The sequence below is a fragment of the Pseudomonas sp. WS 5503 genome (assembly GCF_012985385.1).
In the GTDB taxonomy this organism is placed as follows: Bacteria; Pseudomonadota; Gammaproteobacteria; order Pseudomonadales; family Pseudomonadaceae; genus Aquipseudomonas; species Aquipseudomonas paracarnis.
In genome coordinates this window covers 208,140-227,157 of record NZ_JAAQWI010000003.1, presented here as the reverse complement: position 1 = coordinate 227,157, position 19,018 = coordinate 208,140, and the positions used below count along the sequence as shown (strand labels likewise).

16 protein-coding genes are annotated in these 19,018 nt (G+C 51.6%); 9 read left to right on the top strand and 7 right to left on the bottom strand.

What is annotated here, in order from left to right; genetic code table 11:
• Positions 1-806 precede the first annotated feature (806 nt).
• From HBO10_RS10150 to HBO10_RS10135, 4 genes are all read left to right on the top strand, one after another.
• The gene (locus HBO10_RS10150) at positions 807-1,361 is read left to right on the top strand and encodes a hypothetical protein (protein WP_169921986.1); all 555 of its coding nucleotides are present in this window, start codon (positions 807-809) and stop codon (positions 1,359-1,361) included.
• Positions 1,339-1,707 carry a hypothetical protein gene (locus HBO10_RS10145; protein ID WP_169921985.1) on the top strand — a complete coding sequence of 123 codons (369 nt, stop codon included), beginning with the start codon at positions 1,339-1,341 and terminating at the stop codon, positions 1,705-1,707. The genes HBO10_RS10150 and HBO10_RS10145 overlap by 23 nt, the downstream gene beginning before the upstream one ends.
• Before the next feature lie 170 nt (positions 1,708-1,877).
• On the top strand, positions 1,878-3,032 hold the full coding sequence (locus HBO10_RS10140) for a site-specific integrase (protein WP_169921984.1): 1,155 nt from the start codon (positions 1,878-1,880) through the stop codon (positions 3,030-3,032).
• Between the two features lie 80 nt (positions 3,033-3,112).
• On the top strand, positions 3,113-3,463 hold the full coding sequence (locus HBO10_RS10135) for a hypothetical protein (RefSeq protein ID WP_169921983.1): 351 nt from the start codon (positions 3,113-3,115) through the stop codon (positions 3,461-3,463).
• A 299-nt stretch (positions 3,464-3,762) separates the two neighbouring features.
• Here the strand turns inward: HBO10_RS10135 and HBO10_RS10130 are convergent, their stop codons facing one another.
• From HBO10_RS10130 to HBO10_RS10115, 4 genes are all read right to left on the bottom strand, one after another.
• Entirely contained in the window at positions 3,763-5,952 is a 2,190-nt protein-coding gene (locus tag HBO10_RS10130) for a DUF927 domain-containing protein (RefSeq protein WP_169921982.1), read from the bottom strand.
• On the bottom strand, positions 5,949-7,055 hold the full coding sequence (locus HBO10_RS10125) for a tyrosine-type recombinase/integrase (protein WP_169921981.1): 1,107 nt from the start codon (positions 7,053-7,055) through the stop codon (positions 5,949-5,951). Before HBO10_RS10125 ends, HBO10_RS10130 begins: the two co-directional genes overlap by 4 nt.
• 625 nt (positions 7,056-7,680) lie before the next feature.
• Complete coding sequence (locus HBO10_RS10120) at positions 7,681-8,445, bottom strand: site-specific DNA-methyltransferase (protein WP_169921980.1); 765 nt, start codon at positions 8,443-8,445, stop codon at positions 7,681-7,683.
• Positions 8,432-9,091, bottom strand: coding sequence for a restriction endonuclease (locus HBO10_RS10115; RefSeq protein ID WP_169921979.1), 660 nt, complete (start codon positions 9,089-9,091; stop codon positions 8,432-8,434). The genes HBO10_RS10120 and HBO10_RS10115 overlap by 14 nt, the downstream gene beginning before the upstream one ends.
• A gap of 215 nt (positions 9,092-9,306) precedes the next feature.
• On the opposite strand from HBO10_RS10115, the gene HBO10_RS10110 reads away from it, so the two are divergent.
• The 4 genes from HBO10_RS10110 (at position 9,307) to HBO10_RS10095 (ending at position 13,834) form a co-directional block, all read left to right on the top strand.
• A complete protein-coding gene (locus tag HBO10_RS10110) occupies positions 9,307-10,569 on the top strand; it encodes a site-specific DNA-methyltransferase (protein ID WP_169921978.1) in 1,263 nt (420 codons plus the stop codon).
• A gap of 442 nt (positions 10,570-11,011) precedes the next feature.
• On the top strand, positions 11,012-11,605 hold the full coding sequence (locus HBO10_RS31665) for a lecithin retinol acyltransferase family protein (protein WP_169921977.1): 594 nt from the start codon (positions 11,012-11,014) through the stop codon (positions 11,603-11,605).
• A 133-nt stretch (positions 11,606-11,738) separates the two neighbouring features.
• Positions 11,739-12,737: a PD-(D/E)XK nuclease family protein gene (locus HBO10_RS10100; protein ID WP_169921976.1), complete on the top strand. Its 999-nt coding sequence runs from the start codon at positions 11,739-11,741 to the stop codon at positions 12,735-12,737.
• Positions 12,738-13,162: 425 nt separating this feature from the next.
• Positions 13,163-13,834: a hypothetical protein gene (locus HBO10_RS10095; RefSeq protein WP_034125529.1), complete on the top strand. Its 672-nt coding sequence runs from the start codon at positions 13,163-13,165 to the stop codon at positions 13,832-13,834.
• A gap of 36 nt (positions 13,835-13,870) precedes the next feature.
• Here the strand turns inward: HBO10_RS10095 and HBO10_RS10090 are convergent, their stop codons facing one another.
• Both HBO10_RS10090 and HBO10_RS10085 read right to left on the bottom strand, forming a co-directional pair.
• Positions 13,871-15,478, bottom strand: coding sequence for a glycosyltransferase family 39 protein (locus HBO10_RS10090; RefSeq protein ID WP_034125528.1), 1,608 nt, complete (start codon positions 15,476-15,478; stop codon positions 13,871-13,873).
• Between the two features lie 87 nt (positions 15,479-15,565).
• Entirely contained in the window at positions 15,566-16,531 is a 966-nt protein-coding gene (locus tag HBO10_RS10085; RefSeq protein WP_034125527.1) for an arsenic resistance protein, read from the bottom strand.
• Between the two features lie 158 nt (positions 16,532-16,689).
• Between HBO10_RS10085 and HBO10_RS10080 the strand changes: the two genes are divergently transcribed.
• Complete coding sequence (locus HBO10_RS10080; RefSeq protein WP_034125526.1) at positions 16,690-17,103, top strand: hypothetical protein; 414 nt, start codon at positions 16,690-16,692, stop codon at positions 17,101-17,103.
• A gap of 311 nt (positions 17,104-17,414) precedes the next feature.
• On the opposite strand, the gene gabP is transcribed toward HBO10_RS10080, so the two are convergent.
• Positions 17,415-18,806, bottom strand: a complete 1,392-nt coding sequence (gabP, locus tag HBO10_RS10075) for a GABA permease (protein ID WP_034125525.1) — start codon at positions 18,804-18,806, stop codon at positions 17,415-17,417.
• Positions 18,807-19,018 lie beyond the last annotated feature (212 nt).

Genomic DNA, 19,018 nt, shown 5'->3' with positions numbered 1-19,018 from the left:
AATTGACTGCTGGTCGGGTGCCCGTCTGACTCGTAGCGGCGCATCGCCGAAGTCAATTCAGGCATCTCTTTCACCAAGACCTTCCCGAAACTCCGTGCTAGCCGGATCCTTTCCTCCTTCGAACACTCCGGTAGCCTAAAACAATAAAAATCTTTAAACACCATAAGATCGTAAGCTTCTGGACGGTTCCTGGCAAACACCCTCATAAAATCACTTTCCTTAATTACCAGATTAATTTTGTCTCGCATTTTCGCATTAGCCAATTCAAATAACTGTACATCTGGCATGGTGCCACCTCTTTTATTAGTTTCTAGAATCAGTATTCATCAAATAAATAGAAACAAAAAGCCCCCGCAATCCAACACAAAACCACCCTCACTTGGTTTCCCTTGGAAGTCCTGAGCAAAACCGTAATCGCCAAAATCGTAATTATGCAAATATCGTGAATATATATTTCTATGATCCCAACACTCTGTCGGGTGAGTACCCAGGAGAAATCTATGTGCACATGCAAAAACCCTTGGATTTCCAGCGCCGTTGACACAGGCCGAAACATCCCTGACCCGCGCGTTCAAGTCGCCATCAGTATCTACGATCTGTTCTGCACGTTTTGCCGCGAAAAGTAGGCGTTTAAACCATATTCACACTAAAGCCCATGTTGCACAGGCTTCATAGCTTTAGCCTCGTTAATACCCCCTTATCTAAGCGACTGGAGGGTATTCAAAATAGACTAATCAACGTGACCACGCCGTCAACCCGCCTGAGCGGACACTGAGCCCGTCACGTCGACACACTTCGGAAATAATATGAGCAGAACCAAAGCCGTCGAACCCAGCTTTATGGATCTCATCGCGGTAAAAGAAGCCCAAGCATCAAAACTGAGCTCCGGTGCCGAAGGAAAGATCACCTATCAACTCGCCCTTTCAACCGACAGAAAACAGGTGTTCATTGCGTTGATCGACAGTGGCAGTCAAGGCTACTTCAGCCGAGAGTGGATCAATACCGACGCCATCCTCGAAATACTGGAAAGCCTAGGTCAACGGGCAGAAGCGTTCCCCAGCAAAGTACTCCTACCGGTCTTTACAGGACGCTCCAGCAATAACGCTCCGTTCCTTGCTGCCGCGCTACTGGCTGAAAAGCTACTGGGCAGAGATGGGAAGCTTGAATCCAAATTGCGTGTGCTCGACGACGCAAGCAGCTGGAAAAAAGCTGTGCTTGCGCTCAAAGGTAAGCCTATGCGTGTTCAGATTGATGGTAAGCCGATCCTATCCACAACGCAGGCGAACAACTCATCGTTGGAGCCAAACACGGAGCAAGGGAAAATCCAGGAGACAGAGCATGCTGCTGATTCGTCAGAGTGAAGCTACTGCCCAAATCCTGGATAAGGATATGCGCCAATGGGTAGAGAACCAGTTTCGGGTTCTACAAGGTTATGGCACTCAGTGGCAACCCGATGAAATCGGCTGGTTTGCTGTCTGGGGCGAAGGCGATGATCCCTACGACAAAGGGCTATTCCTTGGCGTTAGAAGCTTCCTGCACAGTCCCTATGATCCGGTAGCCTCATTTGAAATCGTCGAGGACCATGGTCACTTCTATACCGCCGTCATCCTCCTGTCTGACTTGCTCTCGGTGGAAGTACTGATTCCGAAAGGACTCGTTCTTCCATCAGAGATGAGCACGCGGATCGCGCAATGGAGTTCGCATTGACCAGTACCTCCACCGAAAGAACCGGAAATGAACCGGAGCGGCGGGCGCGATCAGCAGCGCCAAAGTTACCACCCCATTCACCCAACCCTACCGACCACTGATGACTTCCCTGGCTCAGCTTTCTGAGCTGACTCAGGGATAGTCCAAACGCGTGTCAAAAAAGGTGCCCTATGAGCAAGCTCATCCGCCTTTCCAAGCGTGTGATTGACGCACTTCCCCCACAACCAACCGATGCCAAAGCCAGGGAAAGCGAGTATTCCGACACCGAGGTTCCAGGACTAAAACTGCTGATCAACAAACAAGGACGCAAGTTCTTCTATCTGCGTTACCGACATGCCGGGCGACAACGAAGCATGAAGCTGGGGAATTATGGAGAGCTAGAAATTGGCGATGCCCGTTTACTGGCGCTCAAACACAGGGCTCAGCTTTCAAATGGCATTGATCCACAAGAAACGCTTGTCGAATCAGGGATGACCTTTCGCCGCTTCATCGATGACCACTACCTGCCCCACGCCTACGCCAGCAAGCGCAGTGCAAACAGTGATGATTCAAAGTTCAAAACCCACCTCTTCGAGATGTTCGGTGCTCGACCGCTCGCCTCCATCAGCCGACAGGAGATCCAACGCTACCACGACGAATTGATCAGCCGCAGAGCCCCAGCTACCGCCAATCGACACCTTGCCCTCCTGAAGCGGAGTTTCAACCTCGCCATCTTGTGGGGCTACCTCGACACCAACCCGGCGACGGGTATTCGTATGCACACCGAGAATAACCAATCTCAGCGTTTCCTCAGCATCGATGAGGCCAAACGTTTATGGACTGTCCTCAGCACGGAACAAAACCAGATTGCCGCCAAAGCCATCAAGCTGATGCTACTCACCGGGGTAAGACGCGAAGAAGCATTACAGGCCCGATGGGAGGACATTGATCAAGAGCGGTTACTTTGGAATCTGCCAATCACCAAGAGCGGACGCCAGCGCTTTGTGATGCTCAGCGAACCGGCGTTGGCCGTCATCAACGAATTGCCGGGCAAGGCTAACGGTCAATATCTCTTCCCCGGCGCCAAACCCGGCAAGCCACTCAACAACGCTCGTAAATGCTTTCAGCGCGCTTTAAAAGTCGCCGGACTCGTTCACCTACGAATTCACGACCTACGCCACACCTTCGCCTCATTGGCCATTAACAACGGCGCCAGCCTGTACGAAGTCCAGCACCTGCTGGGGCACGCCAGTAACAAAACCACCCAGCGCTATGCACACCTTGCTTCCGAGAACCTGCGGGTGGCCTCCAATCGCGTCAGTGATCTCGTAACAGCAACCACCTAGCCAATGCCCGACACCACCTGTCAGGTAGCCTTGGCTTTCTTTCAACACCGCGACACTCAATATCCCATCAGGAGTTCACCATGCGAAAAATCGTTCTTGCTGCCACCGTCGCCACATCGCTACTGTCGATCTGTGTTCAGTCCCACGCCAGTAGTCTGATGTCACTTTCGGGCATGCAGTACTTCGCCAAAAACTGTGAAAAGCGAGGTGGCACAAGCTACGTCAGCAACGACCAAGGCCGATCAATGCAGCCTTACAGCTATCGAGATATAGCCTCCACCCTGAAACATTCAAAAACCACCGCATTGCTGGAAGCGAGCATGAATGGGCAACGAGCCTCAGAAGCGGACCTCGATAAGTACCTGGCGCAAACCGAGAAAGCTGAAGCAAACAAGATGGAAAGCACCGGTACATTGCGATGCCAGCGCTAAAGCCATCAGATACATGCCGCCGTACACGTTGATGAAAAAGGCTCAGCGATTGGCTGAGCTTTTTTTATTCAAAAGTTACGCAGTGCCCGCGGTGTACCGGGCGGACACTTCAGCTAGTGACAAGCCTTTCGAAAAAATAAAAGCCCCACGTCTTCCTAGAAGAACGCAGGGCATAGTGCTGAGAAAGTTAAAAGTCGCAGGAAGGTGGAACGATTGGGTCAAGATTGATCAGGCCAAAGCCCAGCACCCTGTAGAGCAGCGACCTGAAAATAAGCACCTAAACTACAATACTCACTGGGTTAATCGTCACTCTTTAAAAAGCACTCGTCATCCTCAGACCAATAAACACCATGTTCCAACAACCAACTCACACGCATATGATAATAAGGGTCTTTCCCTACCGTATTACGACCGGCTTCAGCACGTACAAGAAGCCCATCCTCCTTGAAGCGCTTACTGATAATCTCAACTCGACCGTTCCCTGGAAAAATCTCTTCCAAGCAAGCCTTGGAGATCATAAGAGTTGGCATGCCATCAGTTTGGTCCTTATGGCGATATATAGCCAGCTTTGACTTTGGAGAGCCGATCGAAATACGTGACTTAGAAAGCAGAAATTCTTCCAATACCTGTAGATGATTCCATCGAGTTGTATACCAAAGCCAAGTACAGACTAAAACACTGTGCATAATACTTTCTTTATTTACATACTTGCTGCTAAACACATTATTTCTCAGCGCAACCTGCCCGGCTAACGCAGCCAGTGCAAATCGAACTACAACACGCTTAGCCCCATCATTAGCGACATAGCTTGGTAAAACTTCATGAATATCTGAGACCAATGCTTTTAGCTCACCGTCCCAAGCTTGGTTAGCCATTTCCGCTAGCAGCGCTTTGATGAAAGCGGGTGCAACCGTGCCGTATTGCTTCTGAATACCTACAGAAACCGCACTCTTAATATCGCTTGGAAGAAAAGCAAAATCCTCATCGTCTTGCCCTTCAAAACTGACATCACCACCAATATTGATATCCACACCTCTATCTAATACACCTTGAGGGGCATTTCGACTGATCATGGAAATAATGGGTTTCTCACCGGAGGTCATGCCAAATAATGTTTTTGGCGTTGACTCCTGAAGGTCTCCCGAACTGTTGAGTCGGGTACGATTGCTGCCGTTCCCAATTTCGTACACGAACGTGTCCAGCTCTCCAAACCCGTTACTACCGATCTCATCCACCAATAAAGGGCCGAGAGAGAGCTGCTGGCCCTTGGCCTGAAGAGCTCGCTGTGTTGAACCAAACGTCTCGATAATGGATTTTCCGGCACGGCCCACGGTGCTTTGGCCCGGCGCGGCGGTGTTCCCATACAGACTGGCAACTGTTGAAAGCAACAATGTTTTGCCTCGACCTGCGCCACCGAAGAAGTTAAAAATACAAGAGGAAATCCCAGGTAGAAAATCAACCATAGAGGCAGCCAACCCAAGCTGCAAAGCGCCCATAAGAATAGGATTTTTACTTACAGGAGCGAGCACCAGATCGTTCCAACCATCAAGTGTTCCTACCTGCGAAAGTCGAGGGGACTTAATATCTATAAAATATTTATCCGAATTGAAATTCGGAGCATAAAACAGATCGCAACCAACCGCGCAGGCTTCAATATTTGATTTATCATCTAGCTGCCAGCCCTCAGAACGAACCCAGATCCGTGCCTCCAGTTCATTGAACGCATAGCGCAGTAAATGAGGAATAAACTGCCCTAAAGACTTCCTATCAACAACACTAGTAGCAACCGAAAGCACCTTTTCAGCAAGGACTTTTATTTCTTGAAGGTCACCATTTGAAATAACTTCAGAGACGACCCTATATTTCTTGCCCGAACGACTTAGAATGTTAACTCGACCAAAGACCTCACCTGTTTCTGAATCACGCAAAATCTGATCTATCCAGAGACTAGGAGCGACATCTTTAACATCATCCTTTTTTCGAAATCGAATCGTATCCAACGATAGCTCGAACCCTGGGTAGGCTCGGTCCCCATACATAGATTCCAGCAAACCGATATTACTGGCTTCAACGACGCGCAGAAAATCAAACGGATCAACCTTGGGCTCCGAACCGTCGACAGGAACAGCCCAAGAACCATACTCTGTTGATGCCGGGATATTGCCGACGTACATGCTCACCTTTATACGACCTAGCGCCTTTTGAAAAAATCGTAAAATCTGCTCGCCTTCAAAATTAGAATTATCGAATGGAAAAAAAACTTCCTTACTGGTCTTGAAAATCAGAAATTTCTTTTCTAGCACCCTCACTAGAGACGAATAACTACTATGGATAGTGGGAACAGAAAAAATCACGGTTGACTCACCAAACTCTACAGATGTCACACCCGTTAACTGTTTTGTGTCACCATCCAATGCTTTACCCCCTGCCAAGTGCGCAGCGTCAACAATATCGGCACTTAGCTGGCTGTTCGATAGAAATCGCATCATTCCGAATCCTCCTGACCAGAAATCAGGAAGGACGAAACCAATTTGCTTGCCTTCAGCAGGTCCGAGGAGGCCAAAGCACTGTATCGTTCGGTCATCCGTATAGATGAGTGACCTAGTAGACCTTGCACGGTATACAACGGGATTCCCGCCTTCACGCAAGCGGAAGCGAACACATGACGAAGATCATGGAAGCGAAACGACTTCGGGAGCTCGGCAGCTTTGCAGGCTTCTTTCCATGGACGCACTGGGCGCGTCATATGGAAATTGTTGTACGACGATGGAAAAACCCAGCCATCATCTGGGAAATCCGACGTAGCCAATGCTAGACGCTCAAGTACGTCAAAGCACTTCTCGTTGATTGGCACATGGCGTATACGACCCGTCTTGGTGATTCTTAAAGTAATACGGCATAGAGTCTGATCCAAGTCAGTCCACTTTAGACTCAATGCTTCACCTACCCTCATGCCAGTAAGTAACAGAAATTCGACCAGACACGAGGTGCGCGGATAACGAGGTTCAAGCCATTTGACCGCATAGGAAAGGCGACTAATGAGGTCAGCATTAACCTCATAGAGCTTAACTGGCATTTCACGCTTGAGCTTTAGGCTACGCGTCGGATCGTTGTCGCAATAACCAAGGTCAACCGCGAACCTGAAGATAGAGCGCAGCATCGCCAAATAACGATTTTTGGTAGCATCTTTCAGCGTTGGACGTAGTGATTCCATCACCTCTTGTATGTCGGCTAACGTGATAGCCTTAATGTCTTTGTCACCGAGGATAGGTGCCACCACCAAGTCATAGCGCTTACGCTCACGTGCCATTGAGCGCTTACCGCTGTAATTGCCAGTTTTCTCATACGCCTCAAAAGCCTTGTCGATGGTGACAATAGCGCTGTAGCCAGAATTGATGACCTCAATAGCTTTTATGCGGGCTTTTTCCAAAGTCAACTCTTTGGAAGTACCCAGTTTCATCCGACGACGCCCATTAGATCGAGAGCGAACGTAATAAGTGCAATTACCAGACTTTGGATAGGTGACAATGATTAGGCTTTTCAAAGCCGAATCACGGACTTCGGTTTGCTTCACTGGCTTTATTGCAGACATGACTATTTGCCTCACGAATACGTGCTAAATTTAGATTCATAATTTTTCAACCTAGTAGCTAGTAGCGGGACTAATCCCAGAGAATAGTAGTGATACTGCTTCGCTATAGACTTAGCGAGTTAACATTTTTACTTAATATCTTAAAAGCTGGTCAGTGGACTCAACCAACTGACGAAAACGTACCTGAGAGGCCAGCGAAAGGGAACCAAAATATTATTCAGTGAGGCGCCGAGAGGACAGCACTTTGTGTGTTGGCTAGGTTACTGAAAACTGTTTTCCCAAGGACATCCTTCCCATAATGGCCTGAGCAAATATCGTTCCACCCCTTCGAAATTTATTTTCGCAAACCACCTTAAAGCCGGCGAACGATCATGCAGATTCCAAAGGTGTCTCAGCAAGGCGAGAGGTCGTAATCACTGATAGGCGATGGCTAAGATGCTTTCTATCAGCACAAAGGAGCTAGAAAAGGCTCCCACCGCTCCGAAGGACAAGCGAGACGGGCCTGCAGTCCGTTGCAGCAGCCTGACTGCATTTTTTCCCTACAAGACAGATTCAAATAATAACTTAGCACTATGGAATAACAACGAAATTAAGCAATCAGCAATTAAAAACCTTTACAAAAAAATCAAAAGGGTAAAGACATCTGAAATCCGTCAGCATCATCCTCGGAATCAAGTAATTTGTTGCCCTCCCCGAATTCAAGCCGCTTTCTAGCCATCGCAAGATACTCAGGGTTGATATCGGCTAGCACAGCTCGGCGCCCGAGCTTTTTACAGACCGCGCCTGTAGTGCCAGATCCGCACATAGGGTCGAACACTAAATCACCTGGCTTCGTCACCATTTCGATCAGTGGGCTATATACAGCCATTGGCTTCTGGGACGGGTGTCCGGTTTGCTCCTTCTTTCCCACGAACCCAATGATCAAAGCAGATTCAATCACCGATGGAGGCCCAGGCATATAGCGAAGCTTACCTTGCGATTGTTTCTCTATCTGCGCTTCATTTAGAAAGTGCTCAGGAAAGAGTTTTGCCCCCGGAACACTCGTATGGAGACAGGCCATTTGAGCTGAGCGCCAACCACGTATTACAGACGGATTGTTTTTGTAATACCAAGTAAGCCACGCGGTGAATTTATGGCCAGACGGTATTCGATCAATGAAGCGCGCAACTATCTCTGGAAAGCCCCAGAAATAGATGTGATCCGCGATGACTGCCAAGCGCTCCAAAACACTAGTTATGTACTCGACATAGTCATCACGTATGCCACCAACTCCCTTATTATACCAAGGGTCGAACATCACACACTCACAGCGACCATACTGTTGTCGAAAACGCTCGATGGAGTCAAAGACATCGAGCGGGTCGTATACGACAATATCACTCGGACTCATGTCCAAAATATCCCGTCAAAAACTGCAAAGCTTCGCGCTTCTGCCTTTCATTTACCGATTGAAGAATTCCTATCAGATTAAATTTTCCAGTACTGGAGTCCCAGTAATTCTTCTTCATCACCTGATGTCGCCCACACAGAGCTTGCCATTTGGATGAATCGTTCGTATCAGTCGCAGGGTCGATTGAATGAGGCACCATATGATCAGGTGTTAGCTTGACGGTCCCGCCCCCTATAGGGTCTAAATCGCCAGGAGCAAGGTTGCATCGTTGGCCGTCTTCAGCCCATTCACAGCGGTGATTCGCTCGACTAAGTACGCCCTGCCAGCAAGCGGCAGACGGGAGGACTCGCCGCCCGGCGATGGCGCGTCGCTGTGCATGCGGCATCACGTACTCTTCTGGCGTAAGCAATAACCAGTCCCGCTTCGACAAAATCGTATAACCCTTGTCTGTCCTGAGCTCGGAAAGACGCTGATGCCAGTTTTCAGGCTCTCTTCCTGTTTCCGGGTTGGTCGCCGCACGGATGATTTGCTGCCGGGTGACGATCTTCCCTAGGTTATTAAGAAAAAGTGCCTCTATCCGAGCACTTACCGATCCTTGTGTGTAAGCGGAGGTGTCTGTGCTGTAAACCTTGACCTGCGGAATCATTGCCTAGCTCCTGAAAACCCGTGTTTCAGAATGCCATCACTTCCACCCCGCGTGAAGACCTTCCCTCACTTACCCGACGTCAAGATCTGTTCGATGGCATAGCTACCTCCACTGTGTGATGGCGCGCTAATGCATTAACAAAACCAATGAATTTTACGCCCCTTTCCCTCTTCGAAAGTGCTAAAATTTCGCTCTTAAAAGGTGGACAACACTGTATGAACTCAATACATCTTAAATCTCGAATCGTCGAAATCGCAAAAAATTTAGGGATAAGTGATCACCAACTTCCATTAGAGCTTTCAAATCCACCCGTTGCCCATCTAGCTGAAGAACAATGCACTTTAATTAAAGCTGATAACTTAACAGCCTTAAGCTGGCTACTCGACCAAAACAAACGGGACATTGATTTTTGCTATATCGACCCTCCCTACAATACCGGTAGCACTTTCGTATACCACGATAAACGACAGGCTAAAAGTGCAAGTATTTGGTCAAAGCATCACGACTGGCTAGCATTCATGCTGCCCAGACTAGTGGCAACCCAGTTACTCCTTGCGGACGATGGTGTTATTGCGATAAGCATTGACGACTACGAGTACCCATATTTAAAGATCTTGATGGATTCAGTATTCGGAGAAAACAACTACATTGCCACCTTAGTGGTATGTCGAAGCAAAAATGGAAAAGGCAGCAAAGCTAATGTGGCCGTCAACCATGAATATGTCTTATTGTATGGAAAAAGTGAGCAATCCACATTGCGTGGGGTAGAGGACCAAGATTTAGAAAAATACAATAAAGAAGACGAGCATGGCCGCTTCACTATAGATGGACTGTTTAGAAAAAAAGGCGATGCGAGCAAACGTGAAGATCGCCCTAATATGTTCTACCCACTTTACTACTCCCAAGATGGTAAAGTTTATGCAAGTAAAATAAGTGAAGACCTCCGTGAAGCTTGGCCTGTCGACTCAAAAGGAGCAGAAAGAAGGTGGCTTTGGGGGCCAGAAAAAGCTCAGTCTGAAAGCTGGAAATTATATGCATCTCCAAAAGGTGTAATATACGTAAAAAACTATTCAGCACCGAATAAAAGAATAAAAATACGCAGCATTTTGGACAAGCCTGAATATCTCAATGACAGAGCGTCAAGGGAAGTAAAATCCATTTTTGGAGAAAGGGTATTTGAAACCCCAAAACCAATAAACCTAATAATGGACCTGATTGACTGCTGCTCATCCCCAGAGGCAACTGTACTCGACTACTTTGCCGGAACCGGCACTACCGCACATGCCTGCCATCTACTGAATAAGAATAAAAGCGCAAACAGGAAATGTATTCTTGTGGAGCACAATCACTTTATAAATAAATCACATACAGCGAACGCAGCTGGCTTTAAAACCACAGCTGACATAACTGAATTTAGACTAAATAAACTAAGCGAAGATGATCAGAGCTTTAATTTCTCAACGCAAGAAATAGAGTAGCCCTGCCCACTGAGCCCCTGCAACAGGAACCTAGCCCTTGACTCACATTCTATGCACTCTAAGCGTCAGCCGAGCTTTTGAGTGCTGCAAGCAGGGCTTGCGCCTCCACTCGCCCGACCAACACTGGTGAATCACTTACAAAAACTCTGCGAGTGCGCCCCAGACCTCACCACAAGGCTCCCGTGCACTACCAACTGAAGTGGCATTTCTTGCTCGCTCATATGTCACGCGGTACGCGCGGTGCGTCGAAAAGCAGCAGAAAGCAGCCCTCCACGCTCCGGTGCTCCTCCGGCACGTCCGGAGTGTTTTGGTGTTACATGGCCCGTTTCTGGCCGGAAAAAATACCCCTCCAATTGAGATTGAGCCAAGAAAACCAGTCCACCTACTAATGGATATATAATGATGGCAGCATGATTATCGGTGCCATAAGCTTCGCCATAGAGTGCATATCGATTACAGCTTTTTAGGGACAAAAATGCTGGGAAAAATTTTGAAAACCTTATTAGTTCCAAGCATCCGCACCACTATCAATCCAACATTCAAGCTTACTTCAACTAAGCGAACTGAACGAAGCCTAGTAAAAGCAATCATCTGTGCAGGCTTGGATAAAGAAGCGGATCTTGTGCCAGGCTGTATAGTTGTATGTGATCTTGCGGGGAGCTTTGCTGATCACACGGGGATATATATTGGAAAAAACAATCGCATTGTAGAACGAAACGGTGACGGAGAAATTAAAAAAGTCACTCCGCACGCCTTTATGAACTCGCATGGACTTCGAACGGGCATAACCATTTATGCCGCCTATTCTAATGGAAAAATCATTAGCACCCCAGAAATCTCTGATAGAGCTAGTGCCGAAGTGGGTAATAAAAGCGTATACCATTTAATCTTCAATAACTGTCACCGCTTCACGGCTTATTGTGCAACAGGTGTCGAACACTCAGTGACCACTTTCGATTCGCTTACAACAATTCTGGAGGAAAAGTTTCCTAATCTCCGCTGGGTCCCCGTAAAAGACCAGTATACAAAGAAATAGTGCATTAAGTCCCCACGGATCATGATGTACAAACCTCATGATCCGATCGCTGATTACACATTCCTGAGGCCTGGTTCCAGTGGTCAGACCCTAGCCTTCAACGTTGACGTACCATTGCGCATGGACCCTGACATTGAACAATTTATTCAAGTATGCCAGCAAGGAACTCAGTACAGACGCCTTCCTAGCTTGGTTTTTCAAAGAACTGGATGAAAATCCGGATATCAGCCTATATCGCTCACAGGTGTTCAATGCTTTGGGGTTCACCAAAGAGGGCGAAACGCCCGTTAATATTCACTCAAAACTACAGTCCGGCAATGTTGATTTAATGCTGAGCTTTGACGTGAATGACGAACGCCGCAACATTTTATTTGAGAATAAAACTTCGTCAACCATTCACTCAGATCAACTTAACACCTACCATAAACGCTTCCCCGACTGTTACAAATACATTTACTTCAAGATCGGCTATATCGACGTATTGGAACGACAGAGCTTAGGAAAGTATGACCTCATCTCCGCCCATGACTTCTACAACGCGGTTAGCTTTTTAGCTCACTTCCATCCAATCATTCATCAATACTGCGCGTTTCTAAAGGACAACTGGATTTCCAAGGAGGAAAATGTCTTAAAGAGCTTAGCCAATTCGAGTCCTGACGCGTTCAAAAGCGCCATAGGCCAACGATACTTCATCGGTGAACTCTATGACCAATTGCAGGGCAGTGATGCTTGTTTGAAATTCAAGAAAGGAGTAAATAAAAACGGTTCACCATGGACTCAGCTAGATTTTTGCCAACGAAAGAACTACTACGAGGGAATAAACGAAACGTTGTTATGGAGAGTTGACTCCCGCTCCGGGAGAACCTACCTACGCATCAACCAGTACGCTGCCATCCCCAAGGACGGTCTTGACATTGCTGCCCACAAAAAACGGCGCCTACAAGCACTGCGCAAGCTAGCAGCAGACATCAGCAAGCCTTACGACTTAAAGCCCGGCAAGCTTTCAAACAAGGGCGTGAGAGAAAGCGAGGTCATCATTTTTTTCTTTGACGAGAACCCTTGCTGCCTCCTCAAAGAGCTCCTTCCAGAATTCACCACCAATTTTCAGGCCTTGTACTACCAACTGGAATAGCATTTCTTGCTGGCTCAAAAGTCACGCGGTGCGCGCGGTGCATGGAAACGCAGCTGCAATCAGCCCACCCCGCTCCGGTGCTCCTCCGGACCGTCCGGAAGGTTTTGAGGCCATCTGGCCCGTTTCTGGCCGGGCTTTACAGCAGTGACGTTGAGATCGAGCCAGGATATCCAGTGCTTTCTCAAATCAGGTAGAAGATTCACAGGTTTTGAAAATCCCCGTGTCGGCGGTTCGATTCCGTCTCTGGGCACCAAAATACCGAGAAACCCCAAGGAACAATGCGTTCCTTGGGGTTTTTTATTGCCTGCGATTTAATGCGACTCACGCATTTACGGACACGATGTCGCAGCAGGACGATTGAGGGTTATTTTTGGCTGGACTCAATCGTTCAGCCTTTACCCAAATCTCAGTTGTAAGGTTTTTTCATGACCCGCTTCTTGCTTTGCACCCTGTTACTACTGACCGCCCTGCTCAGTGGGTGTGCCACGCAGCTGGACGTAGCGATCAACGCGACGCCTGATCCCGACTATCACTTCGACCGGCAGGCAACCGTGCTGGTGACCTCCACTGGCGGAAGTGATGAAAACTCACTCAATGCTCGCTACTACCTGCGTGACATGGTCCGCGCCATGCAGGACCAGGGCTTTCGCAATGTCTTCACCGACACCACCCTGCCCAAGAACCACGCGCCGATCAAAATGACCGTCACCCTGGACGTCGACAGCAAGCAGGTGACGTATCGCTATACCGCCACCGAATACGGGCAGGTGGCAAAAAGCACCACCACTCAATGCAAGAAGAACAAGAAAAAGACCGACCAACTGACCTGCACCAGCACTCCAAACACCTCATACGGCCCGGTAGGGACCTCGGAGCGCACCGGCTACACCACGCTCACCACCTTCCGGGTCACCGCTCGTGATGAAGTGAGCAGGCGCGCGGTCTACCTGCTACGGGCGTCTTCCTATAACGACGATTGCCAAGCCGCCAAGGTAGAAGCCTTCTTGGTACAGCAGGGTTTGCAGAATCTGAATTTCCAGGACCGCGTGCAGCGCAATTACACGGTCACGATGCCTGAAAGCTTCCGCTGCAAATAATCATCTGCTCGACAGGCCCTTGGCTCAAGGGCCTCCTTACTTGAGCAAGAACACCATCAACGGGTTGTCATTCAAGCGCCCTTGATAGCTCGGCGCCAGGTGCTCCACCGGCGACCCCTTCAACAGCGCGGTCTCCTTGCGCGACACGATCACCCAGGAGGGCCGGGGCAGCGCCGCCAACTTCTCAAGCTCGTGACGCCCGACAAACAGCGGCTGTTCATCGTGATCCAGGTTCATCATGTAGCGCACCGCCCAGGTATCCCGGGCCAGATCGACAAACACCAAGGGACCTGGCTGCGTCTGGCGCAACGCCTCCACCTGGCTGACAAACCGCCGGGTGTCGAATTGCAGGTCCTTGGCCGGCTCTATCACTGTCACAAGCAACAACCATTGCGCCACCAGCGCGATCAGACTGAGCCACACCAACCGCCATGCTCGCTGCCAGGCAATCAACGCTGCGGCTTGCAGCACCACCAGCACGCCGATCATCAACGGCAAGGAAATCTCCGGCCAGTAGCCCTGTTTATGCCAGGCGTGTCGACACACAAACAACACAACCACGCACAACGCCGGCAGCGCCGCGACGAGCCATTCATAGCAACGGCGCACACCCACCAGCCAGCCTTGCGCGTGAAGCAGCCCATAGGCAGCGACAGCCGCAAACATCGGCACCATCGGCAGAATGTAATAAGCGCGCTTGAAATGCGGTACCGACAGGCCGAGCAGAATCATCAAGCCGCAGCCCCCGAACCGCACCAGCAATTGCAGGTGCTCATTGGCCCAACGCTCGGGCCAGCGATGGCGCAACGCAAACAGGGTCGCGAACGCCAGCGGCACCACCGGGAAGTAGCGGTACAAGCTCAGTTGGAAATAAAAGTAAAACGGCTCACCCGACTCATCCAGACGCCCGCCGACTTGCATTTTGAAGACTTCATCGGCAAACGCATCGCCACCACTGAACCGCGCAAGCTTCATCAGCAGCCACCAGCACGCGGCGAGCAACACCAGGCCGACAATGCCGTGGATCAACACCTGCCGGACACGCTCCCCCGGCTTGCTCAGTGCCCAATACACACACACCACCGCGCAGACTTCAATCAACCCCAGCGGCCCACGTATGGCGAAACCCAGGATGAACAGCGGGAACACCGCCAGTTGCCTCAGCCGCGACCCAAGGCGTTCGCCGGTGTGCAGCAGGTAGAAACTGCCCACGCATAACAATGCAACCATCTGGTCCAGGCACACCGAGCGCGACTTCTCGAGCAACTGGGCGGTGAGCAGCGTGAGCAGCACCGTCAGCAGCGACCAGGCACGGCTGTAGGGCGCCAGCAGGCGATACATCAGCGCGATCACCCCCGCCGACGCGAGCGCTGTGGGCAGCACATTCGCCAAGTGGTTCGGCGCGTCAAACAAGCGCGCGAATAGATAACTGAAGAAGGTCGCAGTGCCGGGGTAATCCGCATAGGGCTGGCCGTAGGTGGTGGGGAAAAGACTCGCGCCATGGCGATACATTTCCTGCAGGAACAGCGCCCAACGCCCGTCAAAACCCTGGGGCTGCTGATCCCAGATACCTACTGTGAACAACAAGAGAGCGACCAGGAAAATACCCAGTGACTCCAGGCGAAAACGGTTGCGGTGATCCATCGGTTGACCTGTCAGGTGGGAAGCGCTGGCGTATGGTGCCGAACGCGCCCCTGAATGGCGCCTGAACAGACCTGAACATTCACGTGGTTACCGACTGGTGGGCCACACCACTGCCGGGATCAGGCGAACGTAGGCCAACTCGGCAACCAGCTCGATCAGGGTCTGCAGGATCACCACCGTTGCGGCCAAACCGCGCACATCCTCCGGCAGGGCCAGCGCCAATGGCAAAACCACCAGCGAGTTACGCGTCGACGCACTGAACGTCACCGCCCGCGCCGTCACCGCTGGCAGTGCGAACAGCCGCGCAGCCCCAATGCCCATCAACGGTGCCAACAGTACAAATGCCACGTAGATTGGAATGACCGGCAACAACAAGTTGATATCTCGCACCACCGCAGTGATGTGCGAAGCGAGCACGACAAACAACACCAGCGCCATCGCCGGCACCGGCAACCACGCCCAGGCGCTGCTCCAAAGACCGATAGCGCTCGAACGCCGCGCAAGCGCGCTGGTGAGGACAGCCAGAAGCATCGGCACCACAATCAACCCCACGAACGCCTCTACAAATGGCCCCGCCGCTACCACCACGCTGGATTGCTCGTCCAACATCAGCCCCAGGTATACCGGCAATAGCAGCAGTTGCAGCAAAAGCAACAGCGGGGTTGCCGCCAGCATCGAACGCGAATCGCCCTTGCCGATATGGGTAAATACCACCACGTAGTCGATACAGGGCGTCAGCAACACCAGCAGAGCGCCCACCAGCAACGCCGGGCGCTCCACCAGGCCGCTGGTCAACCCCCACACCAGCAAAGGCACCAGAATGAAATTGGCCAGCAGCAAGGCCGCCATGAATCGCTTGTTGCCCAAGCCTTGGCGCAGCTCAAGAAAGGGTATCTGCAAAAACATCGCATACATCAGCACGGCGATGGCAGGTGTCACCCAAAGGCTGAAGCCCTGCGCCGACAAGGGCCAGAACAGGCCAAACGTGACGGCCACAAAGACGGCAACAAAGTAGATCGGGACCTGATGGTGTTCCAGGGTGTCACGGGTCATGGGCGGGCTCTGGTGGGTCAATAGACTGTCAGCCTAAGTACCCGCGCAGATAAGGTCGAGCACTACAGCAATCATTGCCGCCCGAGAAACCCTTGGGATTTACCCCAACCTGCGCTTCAATACACCCTCCAGACCAGACCCCCAAGGACGTTGAGCCCATGGCCTCGCCAAACAAGCAGCAAAAACGCGCCCACCGGGCAAAAGCCAAGGCCAAGCAAAACCGCACCCAGCGCGCCGTGGCGCACAAGCCGGATGCTTTTGCTGGCGACGACAGCCGCATCGACCTTGAGTCGGTGGATTTGACTGAACTGTTCGTCGAAATGCGTGCCGCTGGCGAGATCAGCCAGCAGGCGCTGTGTGCGGTGTTCCTGGCGCACCCGTTGCTGGCGCTGGTGCTGGAGCAGGAAGGCGAAGAAGAAGCGACCGACTTTATCCTGGCGGCGCTGATCGAGTATCGGCAGTGGGCGACGGACAGCGATGACGAAGCCGCGGCGTTAGCGTGGATTGAGTCGCCGCAGTTCCAGGCCGATTACGTGGCGGCGTCCCAGGCGCTGGCCAACGCCCCCGACTGACACAAAATAAAAATGTGGGAGCGGGCTTGCCCTAATGCCAGTCAGTTAAGAGCTCGAGCAGACAACCAGTGACTTGTGGCGAGGGAGCTTGCTCCCGCTGGACTGCGTAGCAGTCCCATTTTTGGGGCCGCTTCGCGCCCCAGCGGGAGCAAGCTCCCTCGCCACAGTTACCGATTCTGTCTTAACTGACTGGCATTAGGGCTTGCTTGAGATGGCGGTGTGTCAGTCGACGAATATATCGACTGGCAGTCCGTCATCGCGGGCAAGCCCGGCTCCCACATTGTTGCGCGGTGCGCTACCACCGTCTCTCGTCAGTTAAGCGCCGCAGCCCCTACTCTTTGGGCCTTGCGACGGCTCGCCACCACCAACCCCGCCAATACCACCAGCAAGCTCAGAACCCCGGTGGCGATGATCTCGACCCGGTGCGCTTCCTGGAACAACATGATGGTCAACGTACCGACGATGAACACCATCACCGCGTACGTCAGGCCTGGGAACAGCCACATCTTGAAGACGATCTTCTCGCCCGCTGCCGCACGCTTCTGGCGCATGCGCAGTTGCGACACGGCAATTACCAGGTACACCAGCAACGCAATGGCGCCGGAGCTGGCCAGCAGGAATTCGAACACCGCCGCCGGAGCGACGTAGTTGGCGAATACCGCCAGGAACGCGGCGCCGGTAGACAGCAACACCGCCCAGTAAGGCGTGCCGCTCTTGTTGGTGCGCTTGGCCACGGCCGGTGCGTCACCGCGACGGCCCAGGGAGAACAGCATGCGCGACGCGGTGTACAGCGCCGAGTTGAGGCAGCTGGTCACGGCAACCAGCACCACCAGGTCGACAATCAGCTTGGCGTTCGGGATACCCATGCGCTCGAGCACAGTCTGGTAGGAACCTACGGCAGCCAGGGTCGGATCGTTCCAAGGCACCAGGGACACCACGATGAAGATCGACAACAGGTAGAACAAACCAATCCGCCAGATCACCGAGTTGGTGGCCTTGGTGATTTGCTGGCCCGGGTTCTTCGATTCGGCTGCGGCGATGGTGACAATCTCGGTGCCCATGAACGAGAACATGGTGGTCAGGATCGCCGCCAATACGGCACCCATGCCGTTGGGCATGAACCCTTGGGTATCGAACAGGTGCGAAACACCGCTGACCTGGCTGGTGGGCAAGAAGCCGAAGATCGCGGCCAGGCCGAGGATCACAAAGCCCACGATCGCCACGACCTTGATCAGCGCAAACCAGAACTCGAACTCGCCGTAGTTCTTCACGCTGAACAAGTTGGTTGCGGTGAGCAGCAAGGTAATGACCAGGGTGAACACCCAGATCGCCACGTCGGGGAACCAGGCGTGCAGGATGGTCGCCGCCGCGTTGGCTTCCAGTGGAATCACCAGCACCCAGAACCACCAGTAGAGCCAGCCAATGGTGAAACCGGCCCAGTGGCCGATTGCCCGGTCGGCATAGGTAGAGAACGAACCGGTATCCGGTGACGCAACGGCCATCTCGGCCAGCATGCGCATCACCAGGACTACCAGCGTACCGGCGGCTGCATAGGCCAACAGCACAGCCGGGCCGGCAGCAGCGATCGCATGGCCGGAGCCGACAAACAAACCGGCGCCGATGACACCGGCAATCGACAGCATGGTGACGTGACGCGGTTTGAGCCCCTGTTCGAGGTCATTGGAGCTTTGCGTACTACTCATTGACACACCTTTGCGAGGAATTGCGAAAACGGTTCGCCCGGCTTGCAGCCTTTCTCGTGAAAAGAATCCAACAGGGCGTTCTTTATTTTTTACGCAAGATTTGCGCCAAAATATTTCAGAACCACAGTTGGCGGGGGCTGTAGGACAATTCACCACTCATCGCAAGTCATTGAGAACAATGGCATTCCGCTATAGCGTTACCGTGCGACTCA

Excerpts from the sequence above, each read along its gene's own strand:
- HBO10_RS10080 (WP_034125526.1), top strand. The coding sequence starts at position 16,690 with ATGGCCTCGCCAAACAAGCAGCAAAAACGCGCCCACCGGGCAAAAGCC.
- HBO10_RS10130 (WP_169921982.1), bottom strand. The coding sequence starts at position 5,952 with ATGATGCGATTTCTATCGAACAGCCAGCTAAGTGCCGATATTGTTGAC.
- HBO10_RS10095 (WP_034125529.1), top strand. The coding sequence starts at position 13,163 with ATGACCCGCTTCTTGCTTTGCACCCTGTTACTACTGACCGCCCTGCTC.
- HBO10_RS10115 (WP_169921979.1), bottom strand. The coding sequence starts at position 9,091 with ATGATTCCGCAGGTCAAGGTTTACAGCACAGACACCTCCGCTTACACA.
- HBO10_RS10135 (WP_169921983.1), top strand. The coding sequence starts at position 3,113 with ATGCGAAAAATCGTTCTTGCTGCCACCGTCGCCACATCGCTACTGTCG.
- HBO10_RS10120 (WP_169921980.1), bottom strand. The coding sequence starts at position 8,445 with ATGAGTCCGAGTGATATTGTCGTATACGACCCGCTCGATGTCTTTGAC.
- HBO10_RS10150 (WP_169921986.1), top strand. The coding sequence starts at position 807 with ATGAGCAGAACCAAAGCCGTCGAACCCAGCTTTATGGATCTCATCGCG.
- HBO10_RS10090 (WP_034125528.1), bottom strand. The coding sequence starts at position 15,478 with ATGGATCACCGCAACCGTTTTCGCCTGGAGTCACTGGGTATTTTCCTG.
- HBO10_RS10110 (WP_169921978.1), top strand. The coding sequence starts at position 9,307 with ATGAACTCAATACATCTTAAATCTCGAATCGTCGAAATCGCAAAAAAT.
- HBO10_RS10125 (WP_169921981.1), bottom strand. The coding sequence starts at position 7,055 with ATGTCTGCAATAAAGCCAGTGAAGCAAACCGAAGTCCGTGATTCGGCT.
- HBO10_RS10140 (WP_169921984.1), top strand. The coding sequence starts at position 1,878 with ATGAGCAAGCTCATCCGCCTTTCCAAGCGTGTGATTGACGCACTTCCC.
- gabP (WP_034125525.1), bottom strand. The coding sequence starts at position 18,806 with ATGAGTAGTACGCAAAGCTCCAATGACCTCGAACAGGGGCTCAAACCG.
- HBO10_RS10085 (WP_034125527.1), bottom strand. The coding sequence starts at position 16,531 with ATGACCCGTGACACCCTGGAACACCATCAGGTCCCGATCTACTTTGTT.
- HBO10_RS10145 (WP_169921985.1), top strand. The coding sequence starts at position 1,339 with ATGCTGCTGATTCGTCAGAGTGAAGCTACTGCCCAAATCCTGGATAAG.